This window comes from Saccharothrix ecbatanensis (genome assembly GCF_014205015.1).
GTDB lineage: Bacteria > Actinomycetota > Actinomycetes > Mycobacteriales > Pseudonocardiaceae > Actinosynnema > Actinosynnema ecbatanense.
This window is the reverse complement of sequence record NZ_JACHMO010000001.1, coordinates 100,656-118,702: the sequence shown is the minus strand read 5'-3', so window position 1 is coordinate 118,702 and position 18,047 is coordinate 100,656. Positions and strand designations below refer to the sequence as shown.

Sequence of the window (18,047 nt, the reverse complement as noted above, 5' to 3'; positions counted from 1 at the left end):
AGCCAGTGTCCCCAAACCCGCGGGTGTGGTCACCAGGTGATCGGGAGGGTGGCGATGTAGTCGGTGAGCAGGGTGGAGAGGAGCCGGTGGTCGTTGAGGGAGAAGTGCCAGTCGCAGCCGAGGCGGTCCAGCCTCGGGTCGTCGTTGTTCCAGAACCGGACCCGGTCGTCGCCCCGCGCGTTGCGGTCCCGGACGACCTGCTCGGCGGTCTGGGCGAACAGGTTCGAGGCGCTGACCACGATGACCGCGCCGGGACCGTACTGGGTCCGGAGCTTGTCGATGAAGCCCTGGTAGGCGCTCTTGTAGGCGGCGACGAGGCTGTCGGACGTCCAGGGTTCGCCGGGGTTGATCGCGGTGGAGAAGTCGTTGGTGCCCAGGCCGACCACGACGAGCTGCGGTCGCCACGTGCCGGGGTTGCGCCACACGTCGCCGGGAACGTGCTGGAGGGCGCGGTCGTAGAACGTGCGGAAGTCGGTGCCGGGTTCGCCGCCGTTGTAGTTGCGGACCACGCCGCGGCCGGAGTGGGCGTTGACCTGGTAGTCGGCGTTGAGGCCGCGGGCGGTGAGGGCGCCGAAGCTCAGGTCGGTGTTGGTGTTGCGGTTGACGCCGCCGTTGGCCGAGCAGTCGCGGGTGGTGGAGGTGTTGCCGTAGCCGGCGGTCAGGGAGTCGCCGATGAACTCGATCTGCCGGGGGCGGGCGGCGGGTTTGGCGAGGATCTCACCGCCGGGCGCGGCGACGAAACCGCCGAACTCTCCCGCGGCCCAAGGACTTTCGGTCCGCTTGACCAACCGCACGGTGTGCGTGGCGTCGGTCAGGCCCTGGACCTGGTGGGTGATGCGGCCGGGCGTGACCAGGGTGGCGACGGTCGTCCCGTCGATCTGGACGTCGTAGTCGTTGTTGGGGTCGTTGAGCACGATCCCGACACCATTGCCGCGGAAACGTCCCTCGAAGTAGACGCCGGGCCAGGTGTACTGCGCGGAGCTGCCGTCGACCTTTACCCGGCCTGCGGTGTGCGCTTGGGCCAGGACGTCCGACGGCGGGGTGGACGTGGTGGTGGTCGTGGTGGTGGTTGTCGTCGTAGTGGTGGTGCTGCCGTTGCACGGGGTGCCGTTGAGCGCGAAGTCCGAGGGCACGGGGTTCGAGGAGTTGTTCCACGAGCCGTTGAAGCCGAACGCCGTGCTCGCACCGGTCGCCAGGGAGCCGTTCCAGCTCGCGTTGTCGACCGTGACCCGGGCGCCGGACTGGGCCGCCTTGCCGCTCCAGAGCTGGGTGACCGCCTGGCCCGCGGTGAACGACCACGTCAACCGCCAGCTCGGGACCGGGTCGCCGAGGTTGGTGACGTTCACGTTCGCGGTGAAGCCGCCGTGCCACTGACTGCCGACCTGGTACGTCACCCTGCAGCCCGCCGCGGCTTGGGCCGGGATCGTGGCGAGGGTGACGGCGGCGGTCGCGGTGGTGATGATTCCGATGGCGGCAGCCAACCGGCTTCTACGACGGGTGACGTGCATCTGTGTCCTTCCGAGGGCAGGAGGGGTCACAGGGCTGCGGCCGGCCCGACCCACGGCGGCCCGTCGCCTCGGCGCCGGGCGGACTGCCCGGGACGACGTGCTGATCAAGAGCTAAGCGCTTCGATTTCGCCGGCGTCAAGACGATTGGCATCTCGTTTGGCGAGGTCAACGCGGCCGACCCGGTCCGGCGCCGGTGCTGCCGACGCCGGACCGGGCACTTCCGAATTCCGGTTGGTTGACGGGACTTCTAGCCGAAGTTCACGTCACTGCACCACATGTACGCCTGGTCCAGGTGCGAAGCCTGCCAGATCGTGAAGACGACGTGGTGTCCCCTGTAGGTGCCGTTGGTCTGGACGTTGAACGAGATGTTCTGAGCCGGTGCGTACCTGCCGGTCTGCGTGACCAGGTCGAGGTTGCCCCAACCGAGGCGCTGGGTGGTCGGGTCGAACCCGTTCTTGCTGACGTAGACCCGGAAGTAGTCGGCACCATGGCTCGCCTGGTCGTACAGGCGCACCGAGAAGTTGCTGCCGACGCTGGTGGTCCGCCACCGGCCCGGGTTGTTCAGGGAGTTGTTGCGCGACAGGTTGTTGCTGCACAGCGTCCCGTCGGGGGTCGATCCCTGGAAGTTCCCCCGGAGTCCGTCCCGCAGCGCGCTCATCCAGTTCCACATGGTGTCGGCGTTGGCCTGGAAGGCCTGCCAGCACATGGGGTCCTGCTGCTGCATCGCGGGGTTCGTGTGTTGACTGCCCCAGGACTGCCAGCACTGGTAGGCACGGGTGGCGGGACCGACGATGGTGCCGTGCGCCGACGCCGTCGGGGTCCAGACGAACGTGCATGCCAGCAAGCTGACGATCAATACGATGATTCCACGTCGTCTGACAACAGACCCGGAGGTGCTGCGCATACGCATGGATGGTCCTCCATTCAATCGACGATGATTGAGCGGCGGTGTGATCAAACATGGGAGCGCTCCCAGAGCACTCATCACCTTATACGTCACTCAGCGAAACTTCAACGAAACTTTGTGTAGCGGTTGCGGCCGGTTCGTCGGGGTGAACCCTTTCGCGACGTCGGACCCTCTTATGGGTGATGGTTACGTCGAGAGGGACACGTGCGACGGGTTCGCCACGTGCTGCGGGGGTGGGACGTGGTTGACCGGAGTTGGGCGAGTGAGCAGCTCGTCAAGGCCGCACAGGACGGCGACCCGGAGTCGCTCGTCGCCGTGGTGCACGGCGCTCATCCGCACGTGCGGCGCTTCGCCGAACATCTGTGCACGTCACCGCAGGACGCGGAGGACGCGGCGCAGGAAGCGTTGATCATCCTCTACCGCAAGATCGGTTCGCTGCGCGCCACGGCGGCGCTCGCCTCGTGGATGTTCCGAATCGTCCGGCACGAGTGCCTGCGCCGTGCCCGACGCCTGCTCGACCACCACGACACGTCCGGCGACAGCGGCGGCAACGGCGACGGCCCGGTGGCATCGGCCGAGGACGAAGTCCTCAAGCGGCTGGAAGCCGAACGCGTCGCGGAGGCGATCCGGGCGTTGCCCGACATCCAGCGCCGCGTGCTGATCATGCGTGACGTGCTCGACCACCCGGGACGAACGGTCGCCGAAGCGCTCGGGCTGAGCACCGCGGCGATGAAGTCCCACCTGCACCGGGCCAGGACCACGCTCCGCCTCAGCCTGCGTGGCGGCGTCGAGTGCGACCAAGGTCCCCACGACTCCACCCACATCTGACCCGACGTCCTGACAAACCCCGCTCCGGAGACAAGGAACCTCACCATGCTCGAAACCGGTTCGCCCGCACCGCAGATGGTCCTGGAAGACACGACCGGGGAGACCGTCCGCGTGTCCGACTACCAGGGTGCGCACGCGGTCCTGCTCTACTTCGTGCGATCGACGTCGTGCCCGGTCTGCAACCGGCACGTCCGAGATCTCGTCAACCGCGGTGACGAGCTGGCGGCCGACAACGTCCGCGTCCTCCTGGCGGTCCCGGAAGATCGCGAACAGGCGAGCGCGTGGAAGGCGAAACACCGGATTCCGTTCCCCGTCCTCACCGGCCGCCGCGAGAGCCCGCACGAGATGATCGGACTCGGCAGGAAGGTCTTCGGTTCGATGCAGCAGTCCGGCAGCATCCTCATCGACCGCCAAGGCGTCATCCGCCACGCCCACGGCGCCACCATGCCCACGAACAGCTACGACAAGACCGGCATCGCCAAGGCCATCGCGTCCCTGCGGACGCCGGCCTAGGCGGGCGACCCTCGTGAACCGGCTCAGCTCGCGTTGCCGGTGAGCATTTCCGCGATCACGACCGTGCCCGGCGCGGCCCTGCCGCCGGGACCGGGCTGCACCTCCACGTTGTCGACGGCCAGTTCGCCGCCGCAGTGGTCGCACGTCACGACGGGCGTCGTGGACGAGCCGCACGTCGTGTGCACCAGGTGCATGGGCGGACCTTCGTCCGCCAAGTGGGTGTCGCCCCAGGCGAGCAGGCTCAGGACGATCCCGTAGAGCTGCTCCCCCGGCTCGGTGAGTTGGTACCGGTAGCGCACGGGATTGCGCTGGTACGGCGTGCGCGAGACCAGGCCGGCCGCCACCAGCCGTTCGAGGCGGTCGGTCAGGACGTTCGTGGCCACGCCCAGGTCGCGGTGGAGTTCGTCGAAGCGGGTCAGGCCCAGGAAGAGGTCACGGAGGACCAGGAGGGTCCACGGGTCGCCGACCAAGCCCGCCGTGCGCGCCACAGAGCACGCCATCGCGGTGAAGCGGTCTCTGTTCACGGCTCCGACCGTAGTGCCTTGCGATGGGCAAGTCACCGGACTAGCGTCGCGGGTGACTTGCTGATTGCAAGCCACTACGGGGAGGACTCCATGTACCACACGATCGTGCGCGCGAAAGTTCGTTCACTCTGGGCTCGCATGGCCGACGGCGACTACCAGGCGGCCGTCGGGCTCGCCGCTCCCGACGTCCACTTCCGGTTCGTCGGCGACGGGCCGCCCGGCGCGGAGTTCACCGGGCGGGAGGCGTTCGCCCAGTGGTTCCGCGACGTGGAGGCCGTGCTCCCCGGCCTCCGCATCACGGCCGGGGACATCGTGGTGAAGGGCTGGCCGTGGAACACCACCGTGGTCACCCGGTTCCGGGCCGAGGCGACGCTCGCCGACGGGACGGCCTACCGCAACGAAGGCATCCAGTGGGTCGGACTGCGGTGGGGTCGCATGGTCGACGACTACGTGCTGGAGGACACGGCGCGGCTCGCCGACGCGGTGCGCCGCCAGGAACAGGCGGGGGTCAAGCGAGCGGATCTGCCCCAAAATGCGTGATCGGAGCGGTGGGCGAGCACTCTGACGTGAGGAACGGTCCAGGGTGGACGCCAGGTGATCGGTAGAGCCGATCACCTCTACCGAACTTTCGGCGCACCATGATCGTCACGGAGGTGCGGGACCCCGAACGGCGGTAACTTGCGGTTATGGAGTTCGCCGTCAACATCACGCCTTCTCCCTCCGGACCCCACCGTGAGGCAGCGCCGCCGAACCAGGCGCCGTCCGCGGTGGACCCGGGAGCGCTGTGCTGGTGGTGCGGCCTGGAAGTCGACCACCGGTGGCCCGCCGCCCACCCGGCCGCGCCCCTGACCGCCGCGACGGACCGACCCGGCGCGGGCACGTGGCCGGAGCACCGGTTCTGCGCCGACCCGGTCAACCGCCGCTTCGACGCGGAGGACCCGGACGCCTCGGCGCCCGTGCGGCGCGCGCGCTTGGCCTTCGCCGTGCGCCTCGTCGGTGCGGACGACCTCACGCGAGCACGCGAGTGGCGGCGGTTCCAGCGGGGAGCCGATCCGGAACGCACCACGGTCGCGCACCTGCGATCCCTGCTGCGCCTCGGCATCCGCCCCCGTGCGGCCGACGTCGTGGCCGTTCTCTGCGGTCCGCTGACCCGCCGGCTCTACTCCGCACAAGTGCGCAGGTGGGCACTCCGGGTGCCGACCCCTCTCCGCTGAACTGCGGGGCGCCGACTCGGCGCCCCGTAGTCCGCGCAATGCGAGGTGGAATCCGCCCGTCATCCGAATTGTCGACCGGAAGACGTCACGGGATTGCTCCGTTCGTCCCGATGCCGGTGATTGATTACCCCATTTGAGGGGGTGTCGACCGCGCGATTCTTACTCGACCCCATCGGGCCGGTCACTACGGAATAACGAATTCAGCACATGGACGTCCGAACCTACGCCACCGAATGATTCCATGTGCACTGAACTGGGCAAACAGGCTTCAGACGCCACCGTCTCGGCGGTATGGGCACGCCCGGCGCGGAAAGTATCGTTCCAATTCCGCCGGGTTTCCCCGACGGCGACACCGGCCGCCCCGGGTCTTCACGTGCACATCCCGGGTAACCGATCGGTGTAATCCCTGCCGAATTGTGTGAAAGGGCTGCCCAAGTGACTTCTTCACGCACGATCCGATTAGCGAGCGCGGTCGTACTCGCGATCGGTCTCGCCATTCCTTCGCTACCCGCGGTCGCCGCGCCCAACGATGTGGCCGTCACTCCCCCCACGTCCGCGCAGCGCGTCGCACTCGGCATGGCCGAGGCGATGAAGCGCGACCTCGGACTCTCAGCCGAGGGCGTCACCACTCGCCTGGCACAGGAGGAGAAGGCCCGAGGCGCCGAGGTCGTCGCCCGCAAGTACTACGGCTCCTCGTACGCGGGTAGCTGGTTCGACCCCGCGACCGGCAAGCTCGCCGTCGCGGTCGCAGGCAAGGCTGCGAGCGACAAGACCGGTCTCGACGTCACCGTCGTGCCCGTCGCGCACAGCTACGCCCAGCTCGACGCGGCCAAGACCGCCATCGACCGGAAGGCCGGCAAGGCCGCTCCGGAGGGCGTGAACGGCTGGTACGTCGACGTGCAGACCAACACGGTCGTCGTCAACGTCAACCGGAACAAGGTCGACGCCGCGGTGAGCACGTTCGTCGATGAGGCCAAGGCTGCCCACGGGGCCGTGCGCGTGGTCGAGGAGGACCACTCGCCGGTGCCGTACGCCGATGTCGTCGGCGGCTGGCCGTACTGGATCAACAACGCGGGCCGGTGCTCCATCGGCTTCGCCGTGCACGGCGGCTTCGTGACCGCGGGCCACTGCGGCACCGTCGGATCGCAGGCCACCGACCAGAACGGCGCGCTCTACGGCTACTTCGCGGGCCGCACGTTCCCCTACTACGACTACGCGTGGGTCCGGACCGTCGCGGGTGTGAACCTGCATGGCTACATGGAGGGCTACAACGGCTACTGGTACTACGTGCGCGGCTCCGCGCAGGTCCCGGTGGGCTCCGGCGTGTGCCGCTCGGGTTCGACCACCGGCATGTGGTGCAACTACATCCAGGCCCGCGGCCAGACCGTGAACTACCCGCAGGGCGTCGTCTACAACCTGACCCGCACGAACGTCTGCGCCCAGCCCGGTGACTCCGGCGGCTCGTGGCTCAGCTCGAACCAGGCCCAAGGCGTGACCTCGGGCGGTTCGGGCAACTGCTCGACCGGCGGGACCACGTACTACCAGGAAGTCAACCCGATCCTGTCCGCCTACGGCTTGTCGCTGGTCCTGAGCTGACCCAGGTTCCAGTGGTGAACGACCTGACCGGCCTTCTTCACCGAAGGCCGGTCAGGCCTTCCCCGTTGAAGTGCATTCCGGGCGTCGTGCCTGCTCCCCGTCGCATCGGGCGCTCAGCGGGGAGTGGTGGCCGTGAGGCGGGTCAGGAACTCGGCGTTGTCGCCCGTCTTGCGCAGGCCGTCGAGCAGTGCGTCCACCGCATTCTCCTTGCCCACCAAGGCACGGCGCAGCAGTCGGGTCGACGCGATCTCCGCCGGCGTGAGCAGGAGGTCGTCACGACGGGTGCTGGATTGGTGGACGTCCACGGCCGGGAACACCCGTCGTGCGGCAGTCTTGCGGTCCAGTCGCAGTTCGGCGTTGCCGGTCCCCTTGTACTCCTCGAACAGCAGCGCGTCGCCCACCGAGCCGGTGTCGACCAGCGCCGTGGCGATGATCGTCAGCGACCCACCGCCCTCGACGTTGCGCGCCGCGCCCAGGAACCGCTTCGGCGCGGTGAGGGCACCGGCGTCCACGCCACCGGACAGGGTCCGCCCAGACGCCGGCGCGGCGAGGTTGTAGGCACGGCCGAGGCGCGTCGCGGAATCCAGCAGCACCACCACGTCACGGCCCAGCTCCACCAGGCGCTTGGCGCGTTCGACGGCCAGTTCCGCGAGCACGGTGTGGTCGCGGGGTGGGTGGTCGAACGTGGCGGCCACCACCTCCGCCGGCACGGCGCGCGCCAGGTCGGTGACCTCCTCCGGGCGTTCGCCGACCAGCACGAGCATCAGGTGGCACTCCGGGTGGTTCTTGGCGAGGCCGTGCGCGATCGACCGCAGCACCGTGGTCTTGCCCGCCTTGGGCGGCGCGACGACCAAGGCACGCTGTCCCTTGCCGATCGGCATGAGCAGGTCGATCACTCGGGTGGTCAGCTCATGCGGCTCGGTCTCCAGCCGCAGCCTCTCTTGCGGGTGGGTGGGCACGAGGTCGGTGAAGGCCGGCCGGGCCCGGGAGTAGCGCGGGTGCGCGCCGTTGACGGCTTCGACGGTGACCAGCGACGGCGGCCTGCCGTCACGTGGCGGTGGCGCGACCCGGCCGTGGACCTCGTCGCCCCGCCGCAACCCGTGTTCGGCCACCAGCCGCGGCGGCACGGTGGCGTCGTCAGGGCCCGGCAGGTAACCGTCGGTCCGCAGCACGGGTCGTTGGTTCACGACGTCGAGGACACCGGACACGAGTCGAGTTTCAGTAAAATCGTTGTGGTTCAAGGGTTTCTCCCTGATCGCGGGAATGGTGGATACCGCGGCCACGCCGCGGTGGGACCCGGCGACACGTCGGGAAAGGCTGCGTCGAGCCACGTCCGAGCCGGGATCGGTGAAGAGGATTTCGTGGGTGGGGCAGAGCCGCCTACGGCCACGAGAACGAGATGTCACGCATCATAGCCACCAGCCTGGCCGACGCGCAAGTGTCCAGTGTGGACGATGTCCGAGCAGGTCCGGGTGCGGCCTGATCCGCCTTCAGGCCAGCGGCCAGTTGCGCAGGGCGGCGTCGGCCATTTCCTGGAGTTCACCGCGGTCGACACCGCTCGCGGCTTGCACGGCGATGCCGAAGGCCAACGTGGTGACATAGCGGGCGAGTAGGGCCGGGTCGGTCTCCGGAGGCAGGTCGCCGTCATCGACGGCCCGCTGGAAGCGCTCTCGGACGCGGGAGCAGCCGTTGTTGCGCCAGGCGGCGAGAAGGTCGCGGACCGCATGCCCTGATTCGCCGGTGGCCAGGGCACCCTGGACGCCCAGGCACCCGTGGGGGCCTGTCGGGCGGGTGGTGGTCCGGATGACGCCGGCCAGGATCGCGGTGGCGACGCCGAGGGCGGTCGGCTCTTCCAAGGCCCCTGCCAGGTACTCGCTCGGACCTTCGGTGTAGCGCTCCAAGGCCTTGCGGAACAGCTCCTCCTTGTTGCCGAAGGCCGCGTACATGCTGGTGGTGGAGATACCCATCGCGTCGGTCAGGTTGGACAGGCTGGCGCCCTCGTAGCCCAGCTCCCAGAAGACCAGCATGGCGCGCTCAAGAGCTTCGTCCGCGTCGAATCCTCGCGGCCGGCCGGTCTGGCGGGACTTTTTCGTCTCCACCTGGACCAGGCTACCACTTCCGCATCAATCGATACAGAACGTGCTACGGTCGAGTTCTGCATCGATTGCTACAGAACTCGTCGGAGGCTGGTCCAGGTGGGACTTCTCGAAGGCAAGACCGCTCTCGTCACCGGAGGCGGAACCGGAATCGGCCTGGCCAGTGCGGTACGACTGGCCGCCGAGGGCGCGCACGTGTTCATCACCGGCCGGCGCGAGTCCGAACTCGACGCGGCCGTCGAGGTGATCGGCTCAGCGGCCACCGCGGTGGTCGGCGACATCTCGAACCCGGCCGACCTGGACCGGCTCTACGAAACGATCCGCGGCCGCGGACGGGGCCTGGACGTGCTGTTCGCGAACGCCTCCGTCGCCACGTTCGCCACGCTTGAACAGGTCACCGAGGAGCACTTCGACACCATCTTCGGCATCAACGTCCGGGGCACGCTGTTCACCGTTCAGAAGGCGCTGCCCCTGCTCAACGACGGCGCCTCGGTGATCTTGAACGGCTCGACCAACGTGGACGTCGGCGCGGAGGCGTTCGGCGTGTACGCGGCGACCAAGGCCGCCACTCGATCGTTCGCCCGGACCTGGGCCAACGAACTCAAGGGACGTGGCATCCGGGTCAACACCATCACACCCGGCCCGACCGACACGCCTGGCCTGTCGGGGCTCGCTCCCGATCCGGAGCAGGCAGAAGGCCTCAAGCAGCACCTGGCCACGCTTGTGCCGCTGGGCAGGCTCGGGCGTCCGGAGGAGATCGCCGCCGCCGTGGCCTTCCTCGCCTCCGAGCAGAGCAGCTTCATCACCGGTTCGAGCCTGTACGTCGACGGCGGCCTGAACCAGATCTGACTTCCGGAGACCCTGGTCGAGGCGGAGGACCCATGACCGTGATCGGCATCATCGGCGCGGGCGAGGTCGGTAGCCAGATCGCGCGTGCGGCGATCATGAACGGCTACGACGTCGTCATCGCCAATTCACGAGGACCCGAGACCTTGAAGGACCTCATCGACGAACTCGGGCCATCAGCGCGTGCCGCGACCGCTGCCGGTGCTGCCGCCGCCGGCGAGTTCGCCGTCGTCGCCGTCCCCCTGAAGGTCGTCAACGATATGCCGGTGGAGGAACTGGCGGGCAAGATCGTGCTCGACACGAACAACTACATGGTCTGGCGGGATGGCCATATCCCGGTCATCGACTCGGGTGAGAAGACAGTTCACGAGCTACGCCAAGAGCACCTTCCACGCTCCAAGGTCGTCAAGGCCTTCAGCCACATCCAAGCTCCCCGCATCACCACCACGGGTAAAGCGGCGGCCACCCCCGGCCGTCACGCGCTGTCGGTCTCGAGCGACTTTCCCGAAGCCGTGGAACTCGTGACGCGACTGTACGACCAGTTCGGATTCGACACCGCCGACAACAGCCCGCTCAGCGAGTCGTGGCGCAGCGGTCCCGGTCAACCCGCATGGGTAGCGCACGAGTACCAGACCCGCACCGAACTGGTTTCCAACCTCGCCAGGGCACGGCGGACCATCTTGCCGTGAGTCCGGGAAGCGGCCGTCCCTGATCCGTTGCAGGTGCTGGGCACGCCGCCACCTCCTGGGCGCCGACAGCACGGCGGCCTTCGCGTCCTGAGATGCGAAGGCCGCCGTGCTGCGATCATCGGCGTTACTCCTGGTCGGCGGCTTCGAGCTGCACCACGGTGAAGAGGTCGTCGAACTGCATCGGCGCGAGGGCGGTCAATGCGCCGCCGATGAACGCCGGTCCGGGTTGGAGTTCACCGGCGAGCACTCGTGCGACGGTGCTGCGGTTGACCTCCATGGCCTTGGACAGCCCGTAGTCGGAGGTGTAGCCCGCCAAGCGCGCCGCCTTGCTGAACACGTCCGCGCGGAGTCGGATCGTGCGAGCCATTGCGCCGGCCCGTCACACGAGGTGCAGGTTCGGCCCGGCCTGCTCGTCGGGCGGTTCCTGGCCGGCGGCCTGGGCCGCCAGGGTCGCCGCCGCCCTGGCTTCTTCAGCCGCCTCGTCCGCCAGGCCCATCGCCTCGGCCGCAGCGTGCGCGGTGGTCTGGGCGCGTTCCGCCGCTTCCGAAGCTCGTGTGGCTGCCTGCTCCGCCACGCCGGCCTGCTCGTCGGCGCCGGCCGCCCTGGCGGCTTCGGCGTTCTTCCGCGCCAGGGCGGCGGCGGTCAGTGCCTGCGCGCCGGCGTGGTAGGCGTCGCCCACGACGTTCTCGGCCGCCTCGACGAGCGCCATGTCGTCCAGCGCCGCCGCACTCTGGTCGCGCAGGGTCCGCACGTGGACCTCGCCCAGCATGATCTCGACGCTGCTCCCGATCGTGAGGAACGCCTGGGTCTCCAGGCTGCCGCGCAGGTCGATCGACATCCTCTCGTCCAGCCGCATCCCCATGCTCGTGACGATCTGCTCTCCCGTCCAGCTCACGACGTCCCCACCTGCCCGTTGCCGTACACCTTCACCGACACCTCTGATTCCTCTCCTGGTTGATCACCGGTCACCGGGGCACCTTCCAGTGACCGCATCCGCCCGGCAGCCCGCATCCAGCGGACCGAATCGAGCCGGAAGCCGTTGTGCAGCAACACATCCCACATGCCCGGCAGGTGCCCGGCACTCCCGGCGGCAGTGTCGTAGTCGGCGCCGTCGTCGGTGACCGCGTCGGTGGCCTCGGTCACGGCGGTCACCCCGCGTCCTCGACCGCGTCGGCGGGCTTGCCACCGGTTGCCAGTTCGGTCACGTCGGAGGTCGACAGCATCAGCGACTGCATGGTCCGGTCGACCAGCACGGGGAACGTGCAGGACTTCCAGCAGCCCTCGTATGGCTGGACCGTGCCGCTACGGCCGTCCCGGATCAGCACGCGCGTCCCCGGCCTGGGCCGATCACCTGTGCCCTTGTCATGGTCGTCCCACCACCGCGACAGGTCGCTCCGCGCGCCCGGCCAGGTGCTCATGACCGCCTCGCCGGGGCCGGTCCGCCGAATGCCGCCAGGCGCCGCATGTGGAAGGCGGCCCGCGCCGCTGCGGTCGGACAACCGGCACGGGCCGCCCAGGAGGCGACGGTCGACGTCGGCGGGAGGCTGGGCCGAGCCCAGGGCGCGGAAGCCTCCCCGCGGACCGTCTCAGGCTGATCGGCATGGCATCCGCTCAGGCTCACGACACACGCCTCCCTGGTTCCGGTGGACCGTGAGCGATCCGCGCCAGGCCAGGTCGGGGCATGAACAGGGCCGCTCACGGCTTGTGGGAGAGTTGCCGCCGATCAAGATTGCACCGCTAGCGCCTAGACCCTCCTCCTGAGACCCTAGAGTTGAGGGTCTCAGGAGGCTAGTCGACCGATGGGGTGACCTGCGCAGAAAGGACAGTCACGTGCCGCTATCGACTGCACCCAATGTGGTGAAGCGCTACATCGGGTTCGAGCTGCAACGGCTACGCGAAGCCGCCGGCCTGAGTCAGCCCGACGCCGCCAAGCACATCGACACCAGCAAGGCCAGGATCGGGCACTTGGAGAACGGGCGGACGATGCCCAAGCTGCCCGAGGTCGACATGCTGTTGACGCTCTACGGCGCACCCGACCTGATCGAAGGCATCCAGGACCTGATCGTGCAGGTGCGTGAGGCAGAGAGGGCAGGCAACACGTTCGAACTGGACCCGTCGCTGGACCTGCTGACGGGCTTCGACCTGTACGTGGGCCTGGAACAGGGCGCGAGCCGGATCTTCACCTACGACGCCGTGGTGGTGATGGGCATCCTGCACTGCCCTGAGTACGCGGCGGCCATGATCCGCCGAGCGCACCTCGGCGACGACCTGACCGACGAACAGGTCGAAGGACGCGTGCGCCTCCGCACAGCCCGGCAGGCGATCCTCGACCGACCCGGCGTGCACCTGACGGCAGTGATCGACGAGGGAGTCCTGCGCAAGCAACTCGGCGGTCGGGCAGTCGCCGCGGCACAGGCCGCCTACCTGCTCGGCGTAGCGGAGCGCGACAACGTGACGATTCGCGTGATCCCGTACGCCGGCGACGTGCACCCCGCGCTGCAAGGACCGTTCACCCGGCTGGAGTTTCCCATCGAGCGCGATCCGGGTGTCGTCTACCTCGAAGACCTGTCGGGTGGTCGGTACAGGGACGATACTGACCTCATCGCCAAGTACACGCAGCTCGAAGATCGGCTCCTGGAGCAGGCACTATCCGAACGGGAGTCGCTGGCGTTGATCGACACCATCCGGAGGGAGTACCACCCATGAGCAGCACGTGGACCTGGCGGAAGTCGAGCCGGTCCGTCAGCAACGGGCAGTGTGTCGAGGTCGCCCGGCCCGACGCGCCGACCGTCGGCCTGCGGGACTCGAAGAACCCGCAGGCCGGACACCTGCGGGTGTCCCCGGCCGCGTTCGGCGCGTTCCTCACCGCGATCAGGGACGGCCGCGCCTGACCTGACTGCTCGAACAGCGATGCCCCGGCCGAAAATGGCGGCCGGGGCATCGCGCTGTTCGGGTCTTGGACCCGCCTTGGCACCGTACCCGGCACGATCGGCCATCGCCTGCACATCGGGCGAAGGGGGTGACCGTGGCGCCGTTGGTGTCGTCGTCCCGTCGTCGTGGAGGGAGTACCAACCATGAACACGTGGACTTGGCCGAAGTCGAGCCGGTCCGTCAGCAACGGGCAGTGTGTCGAGGTCGCCCGGCCCGACGCGCCGACCGTCGGCCTGCGGGACTCGAAAACCCGCAGGCCGGACACCTGCGGGTGTCGGGCCCGGCGTTCGCCGCGTTCCTAACGGCGATCAAGGCGGACCGACTCGACGCCTGACCATCGACGACGGAACGCCCCCGGCCGCCACTATCGGCCGGGGGCGTTCCCCATCTCCGGGATCCTCCGACCCGTCACGCACCGTACCTGCGGCATGGTGGAATCGCCGGGGACTCGCGGCGAAAGGGGACACGATGGCGTCGCTGGGAGAGGTGAACGCGGCCATCGCCGCCGCGTGCGACAAGGCGTCGAAGTGCAAAGACGCCCTGGGCACCGCCGGAGATCTGGCCGAGGACGCCCAGGCGGTCCTCGGGTCCGCTCTGGAGGGCGACACCACGGGCGACAAGGACAAGGTCCTGGCCAGCCTCCAAGCGGTGGTCGACGGCGTCAGGGAACTGTGGAAGGTCCTGTCCAAGGGCGTGGACCACGCCCAAGCCGCGCTCGACGCCATCCGGGGAACCGGTGCTCCGCCGCCGGAAGCCCCATCGAGACCGCCATCCGCCGCGCAACCGCCAGCGGCACCGGCCTCCCCACCACCGCCGCTTCCCCCGGAACGCGTCGAGGAGCTACTGCGCGACCTGCCGCCGGCAGTGATCGGCGGTACCGGGCAGAAGACCCACGGCCGGTGGACCGCTCCCGACGGGTCGACGCAGCGCGCGGTCAGTGGGCACGACGAGTGGACGCCGAAGGTCAACGCCGCGCTGGCGGCCGAGGGATGTCCGCGGTTGCCGGTGGTCACCGATGCGGACGTGGAGCTAAAGCTGGCCGCGCGGATGCGGGAGCAGGGCACCCTCGATCCTGCGATGCGTCACCTGACGCTGGCGCTGAATTACGCGCCGTGCGTAGGCCCGTTCGGCTGTGACAGTCTGTTGCCCGCAGTGCTGCCCGAGGGCTACACGCTCGCCGTGTACGGCCCGGACGGCTACTACAAGAAGTTCACCGGAGGAAAGCCGCCGTGGCGTCGTTGATGGCTTGGTACAAGAGAGGCGAGGAGCCGACTCCGATCACGAGCGCGGCCGATCTCGACGCGCTGCTGGAACGCATGGCCGCCGACTTCGCCGCGCAGGGCGGCCCGGTCCCGCCGATGGTCGAACTGGCCCGCCCCGACCCGTGGGCCGAGGGCTGGGTCGCCGTCCGGCTGGGCATCGCCCAGGACCGCGGCTTCATCGCCCACGCCGACGCCACCGGCTCCTACATCACCACCAATGGCGGCGACCCGGACGGCGAACCCGTCCTCTACGACCACCAGGCCCACGCCCGGGAGTGGCCCTCCGACTCCGAGCTGCCGCTGGCCGACGTGATCAGGGCCGCCCACGACCTCGTCGCCACCGATGGTAAGCGGTCCACGATCGTCAACTGGCGGACGTGGGGCCTGTAGGTTCCATGCCCGACAATGGCCGGTGATCCGCACCTGGTCTCGTACACGGCTCGAGCGGGGCGACGAGTAGGGACAGGTGCGGATCGACTCGACGCCTGACCATCGACGACGGAACGCCCCCGGCCGCCACTATCGGTCGGGGGCGTTCCCCATCTCCGGTGACAGGTCATCGGCGGTCACCTGGCGACCGTGGGAGAGCTGACTCCGATGTCCTGTCGCCTCCCGCCGGAACGGCGACCAGGTCGCCTTCACTCTTGAACGTGCTCCGGACAAAGAAAAGCGGCCGTCCCGACAGTTGTCAGGACGGCCGCTTCCCGGAGGGCACTAGCGCTTGTTCACCTTCAGCACGACCGTCGTAGACGACGGGGCGTGGTTGGCGTCGCCGTCGTAGACCACGGTCAGCTGCCACCGGCCGACACCGAGCGTGGCGGTGTCGATGGCGACGCCGGCACGGCCGTTCACCAGGGTCGCGCGACCCACCTCCAGGTCACCGCCGGAGATGATGCGGACGGCGCCCGTCGGGGCGAACGGGCCACCCTTCACCTCGACCCGCGCGAAGGCGTCGCCGCCCGGCTTGACCGCGTCCCGGTTGAGGGTGGCGGTCGTGGTGCTCGGGTCGAGGGTCTCCCTCGGCACGGAGATCGTGTTGATCTCCTCGACGAGGCCCGCCTGGTCGACGGCCCGGTACCGCACCGTCGTGGCGACGTCGCCGAAGGTCAGCGGCGAGGTGTACGTCGTCCAGGCCGCGTCACCCACCTGGTACTCGACCCGCGTGACGCCGGAGGTTTCGTCGGCTGCCGCGATGGACACGGACCGGGCCGCGGTGTTCCACGAAGCACGGCTGACCGGCGCCTGCGTGTCGACGTTGACTTCCCTTGTCACCAGGCTCGACACGTTCCCGGTGACGTCCGTCGCCCGCGCCTGCACGGTGTGCCTGCCATCGGTCAACGTCACCACGTCAGTGGTCCGCCAACCGCCGTCCACGGCGATCTCGACCGACTGCACGCCGGTCTCGTCGGCCGCCGTGGCCTTCACGTCGACCGGAACCGTGAACCAGTCGCCGGTCGGCGAAGCGGGCGTCGTGCTCAACGACACCGTCGGGTCCAGGCGGTCGGTCACGATCACCGTCACCGTCGCGCGGACCGCCTGCCCCAGGAGCGTGCCCGAGACCTGGAACGAACCCCAAGTCCCGTACTGCGCCGGGTCCACGTCGGCCCAGTCGACCGCGGTCGCACGGGTCGAGCCGTCCGCGTAGGTCACGTCCACAGTGGACGGCAGCGGCGGAGCCACACCCTCGCGGGTGCGCACCGACACCGACGCGACCGACTTGGCCAGCAGGTTCGGCTGCATCGCCGCGCGGAGCCCGTCCAGCTCGGCCTGGCTGATCGGGATGACCGTGCCGTGCCGCGGGCTGCGCGGCAGCGCCGAGTCCGGAACCGCCGTCCAGACACCCGAGGCGATGTCATCGGTCTGGAACGCCATGTACCCCTGACCACCGTGGTAGCTCGGCTGGTCGATCAACATGTGCCAGCGACCGGGCACCACGTTGTCGCGGAACACCGTCGGGCCCTCGCCGCCGGTGAACGTCCCGCCCCACGGGTTGGGCTGGCCGACACCGATGCGCTCGCGGACCAGGGACCACGGCGTGGACGTCGTGGTCGGCAGCGTCCCGGTGACCGGGGCCATCAGGTCGGCCGACTTCTCCTGCCGGACCGTCATGGACGCCTCGTCCTTGATGAACCGGTAGAACGTGTCGCCGTCACGCACCACGGTCGCGTCGATCATGCCGAGACCGTTGCCCCGCTTGACATCCACCCAAGGCTTCGCCTCGCTGAACGTGCGGAAGTCGCGCGTGGTCGCGTACATCATCCGGTTGTAGGAGGTCCGGAAGTCGCGCGAGGCGACGTCCGTCGTCGGGTAGAGGTTCGACGCCCAGTAGACGACGTAGTTGCCCGACGCCTCGTCGTAGAACGACTCGGGCGCCCAGGTGTTGCCCGCGAAGTCCGACGACACCTTGATCATCCGCTGCTCGGACCAGTGCACCAGGTCTGTGGACTCCCACACCGCCAGGTGCTTGCTGCCGGACTCCTGCGCCTCGCTGAAGTTGTTGCCACCGAAGATCTTCAGGTCGGTCGCCAGCAGGTAGAACTTGTCGCCCTCGTGCGACCGGATGAGGAACGGGTCGCGCAGACCCTGCTCCCCCATGGTCGAGTTGAGCACGGGACGGCCGTTGCCCAGCTCGTCCCACGACCGCGGGTCGTTCCCCTTCGACGCGGCGAAGTAGATCTTCTCGCCGTCCTCGGTGCTCTCACCGACGAAGTACGGGAAGAAGTACGCCTCACTGGCCGCCGGAGCGGGCAACGGGAGCACGGTGACCGGGATCGTGCGGGTCGCCGTGCCGCCGCCCAGCGTGGCGGTGACGGTCAGGTCCACAGTCACCGGCTCGCTGCCGTGCGCGGGCCGGGTGACTTCGCCGGTGTCGGTCACGACATTCCCGTCGCTCGACTGCCACGCCAACGTCGCGCCGTTGACGCCGGTCAGGGGAAGGGTGAGGTTCCCCCGGACGCCGGCGGCGTCGGTCAGCGTGACGGCGTCGACCGCCGCCTGCGCCGTCTCTTCCACCGCGTACGCGGCCATCAGGCGCGGTCCGGTCGCGTGGGCAGGCATGGCGGTGAGCCCGCCCGCCAGTAGTGCGGCGCCCAGCAGCACAAGGGTGGTCCGTTTCCGCATGCCGATCTTCATC

General features: G+C 69.0%; 22 protein-coding genes. 12 read left to right on the top strand and 10 right to left on the bottom strand.

Features of this window, described 5'->3' with window-relative positions:
• Window positions 1–29: 29 nt before the first annotated feature.
• Together F4560_RS00490 and F4560_RS00485 are read right to left on the bottom strand one after the other, a co-directional pair.
• Entirely contained in the window at window positions 30–1,508 is a 1,479-nt protein-coding gene (locus F4560_RS00490; protein WP_184914653.1) for a cellulose binding domain-containing protein, read from the bottom strand.
• A gap of 247 nt (window positions 1,509–1,755) precedes the next feature.
• Entirely contained in the window at window positions 1,756–2,364 is a 609-nt protein-coding gene (locus F4560_RS00485; protein ID WP_246477697.1) for a lytic polysaccharide monooxygenase auxiliary activity family 9 protein, read from the bottom strand.
• Window positions 2,365–2,655: 291 nt separating this feature from the next.
• Between F4560_RS00485 and F4560_RS00480 the strand changes: the two genes are divergently transcribed.
• Together F4560_RS00480 and F4560_RS00475 are read left to right on the top strand one after the other, a co-directional pair.
• Entirely contained in the window at window positions 2,656–3,243 is a 588-nt protein-coding gene (locus tag F4560_RS00480; protein WP_184914649.1) for an RNA polymerase sigma factor, read from the top strand.
• Between the two features lie 45 nt (window positions 3,244–3,288).
• Entirely contained in the window at window positions 3,289–3,756 is a 468-nt protein-coding gene (locus F4560_RS00475) for a peroxiredoxin family protein (protein ID WP_184914647.1), read from the top strand.
• A gap of 23 nt (window positions 3,757–3,779) precedes the next feature.
• Here F4560_RS00475 and F4560_RS00470 read toward each other — a convergent pair whose 3' ends face one another.
• Window positions 3,780–4,280 carry a winged helix-turn-helix transcriptional regulator gene (locus F4560_RS00470; protein WP_312867926.1) on the bottom strand — a complete coding sequence of 167 codons (501 nt, stop codon included), beginning with the start codon at window positions 4,278–4,280 and terminating at the stop codon, window positions 3,780–3,782.
• A gap of 90 nt (window positions 4,281–4,370) precedes the next feature.
• On the opposite strand from F4560_RS00470, the gene F4560_RS00465 reads away from it, so the two are divergent.
• The 3 genes from F4560_RS00465 (at window position 4,371) to F4560_RS00455 (ending at window position 7,090) form a co-directional block, all read left to right on the top strand.
• A complete protein-coding gene (locus tag F4560_RS00465; RefSeq protein WP_184914645.1) occupies window positions 4,371–4,820 on the top strand; it encodes a nuclear transport factor 2 family protein in 450 nt (149 codons plus the stop codon).
• A 146-nt stretch (window positions 4,821–4,966) separates the two neighbouring features.
• The gene (locus tag F4560_RS00460) at window positions 4,967–5,494 is read left to right on the top strand and encodes a hypothetical protein (RefSeq protein WP_184914643.1); all 528 of its coding nucleotides are present in this window, start codon (window positions 4,967–4,969) and stop codon (window positions 5,492–5,494) included.
• Between the two features lie 435 nt (window positions 5,495–5,929).
• Window positions 5,930–7,090 carry a S1 family peptidase gene (locus tag F4560_RS00455; RefSeq protein WP_184914641.1) on the top strand — a complete coding sequence of 387 codons (1,161 nt, stop codon included), beginning with the start codon at window positions 5,930–5,932 and terminating at the stop codon, window positions 7,088–7,090.
• Window positions 7,091–7,203: 113 nt separating this feature from the next.
• Here the strand turns inward: F4560_RS00455 and F4560_RS00450 are convergent, their stop codons facing one another.
• The gene (locus F4560_RS00450; RefSeq protein ID WP_312867923.1) at window positions 7,204–8,298 is read right to left on the bottom strand and encodes a transcription termination factor Rho, short form; all 1,095 of its coding nucleotides are present in this window, start codon (window positions 8,296–8,298) and stop codon (window positions 7,204–7,206) included.
• A 282-nt stretch (window positions 8,299–8,580) separates the two neighbouring features.
• On the bottom strand, window positions 8,581–9,189 hold the full coding sequence (locus tag F4560_RS00445) for a TetR/AcrR family transcriptional regulator (protein ID WP_184914637.1): 609 nt from the start codon (window positions 9,187–9,189) through the stop codon (window positions 8,581–8,583).
• A gap of 96 nt (window positions 9,190–9,285) precedes the next feature.
• Here F4560_RS00445 and F4560_RS00440 point away from each other — a divergent pair, with 96 nt between their 5' ends.
• Complete coding sequence (locus tag F4560_RS00440; protein ID WP_184914634.1) at window positions 9,286–10,035, top strand: SDR family oxidoreductase; 750 nt, start codon at window positions 9,286–9,288, stop codon at window positions 10,033–10,035.
• Between the two features lie 32 nt (window positions 10,036–10,067).
• Entirely contained in the window at window positions 10,068–10,721 is a 654-nt protein-coding gene (locus F4560_RS00435; protein ID WP_184914631.1) for an NADPH-dependent F420 reductase, read from the top strand.
• A 124-nt stretch (window positions 10,722–10,845) separates the two neighbouring features.
• Here F4560_RS00435 and F4560_RS00430 read toward each other — a convergent pair whose 3' ends face one another.
• Genes F4560_RS00430 through F4560_RS00415 form a run of 4 tightly spaced genes read right to left on the bottom strand, consistent with a single transcriptional unit; the run spans window position 10,846 to window position 12,139 of the window.
• Complete coding sequence (locus tag F4560_RS00430; RefSeq protein ID WP_184914628.1) at window positions 10,846–11,088, bottom strand: transcriptional regulator; 243 nt, start codon at window positions 11,086–11,088, stop codon at window positions 10,846–10,848.
• A 12-nt stretch (window positions 11,089–11,100) separates the two neighbouring features.
• Window positions 11,101–11,616 (bottom strand): hypothetical protein, encoded by a 516-nt coding sequence (locus F4560_RS00425; protein ID WP_184914625.1) that lies wholly within the window; start codon window positions 11,614–11,616, stop codon window positions 11,101–11,103.
• The gene (locus tag F4560_RS00420; RefSeq protein WP_184914622.1) at window positions 11,613–11,873 is read right to left on the bottom strand and encodes a hypothetical protein; all 261 of its coding nucleotides are present in this window, start codon (window positions 11,871–11,873) and stop codon (window positions 11,613–11,615) included. Before F4560_RS00420 ends, F4560_RS00425 begins: the two co-directional genes overlap by 4 nt.
• Window positions 11,870–12,139, bottom strand: a complete 270-nt coding sequence (locus F4560_RS00415; protein ID WP_184914619.1) for a hypothetical protein — start codon at window positions 12,137–12,139, stop codon at window positions 11,870–11,872. The genes F4560_RS00420 and F4560_RS00415 overlap by 4 nt, the downstream gene beginning before the upstream one ends.
• A 412-nt stretch (window positions 12,140–12,551) precedes the next feature.
• Here F4560_RS00415 and F4560_RS00410 point away from each other — a divergent pair, with 412 nt between their 5' ends.
• From F4560_RS00410 to F4560_RS00390, 5 genes are all read left to right on the top strand, one after another.
• Window positions 12,552–13,427 (top strand): helix-turn-helix domain-containing protein, encoded by an 876-nt coding sequence (locus tag F4560_RS00410; RefSeq protein ID WP_184914616.1) that lies wholly within the window; start codon window positions 12,552–12,554, stop codon window positions 13,425–13,427.
• On the top strand, window positions 13,424–13,612 hold the full coding sequence (locus F4560_RS00405; protein WP_184914613.1) for a DUF397 domain-containing protein: 189 nt from the start codon (window positions 13,424–13,426) through the stop codon (window positions 13,610–13,612). The genes F4560_RS00410 and F4560_RS00405 overlap by 4 nt, the downstream gene beginning before the upstream one ends.
• Window positions 13,613–13,795: 183 nt before the next feature.
• Window positions 13,796–13,954 carry a DUF397 domain-containing protein gene (locus tag F4560_RS46440; RefSeq protein ID WP_184914610.1) on the top strand — a complete coding sequence of 53 codons (159 nt, stop codon included), beginning with the start codon at window positions 13,796–13,798 and terminating at the stop codon, window positions 13,952–13,954.
• Between the two features lie 166 nt (window positions 13,955–14,120).
• A complete protein-coding gene (locus F4560_RS00395; protein ID WP_184914607.1) occupies window positions 14,121–14,894 on the top strand; it encodes a DddA-like double-stranded DNA deaminase toxin in 774 nt (257 codons plus the stop codon).
• On the top strand, window positions 14,882–15,304 hold the full coding sequence (locus F4560_RS00390) for an Imm1 family immunity protein (RefSeq protein WP_184914605.1): 423 nt from the start codon (window positions 14,882–14,884) through the stop codon (window positions 15,302–15,304). The genes F4560_RS00395 and F4560_RS00390 overlap by 13 nt, the downstream gene beginning before the upstream one ends.
• A gap of 324 nt (window positions 15,305–15,628) precedes the next feature.
• Here the strand turns inward: F4560_RS00390 and F4560_RS00385 are convergent, their stop codons facing one another.
• Window positions 15,629–18,046, bottom strand: a complete 2,418-nt coding sequence (locus F4560_RS00385) for an OmpL47-type beta-barrel domain-containing protein (protein WP_184914600.1) — start codon at window positions 18,044–18,046, stop codon at window positions 15,629–15,631.
• Window position 18,047: the final 1 nt, after the last annotated feature.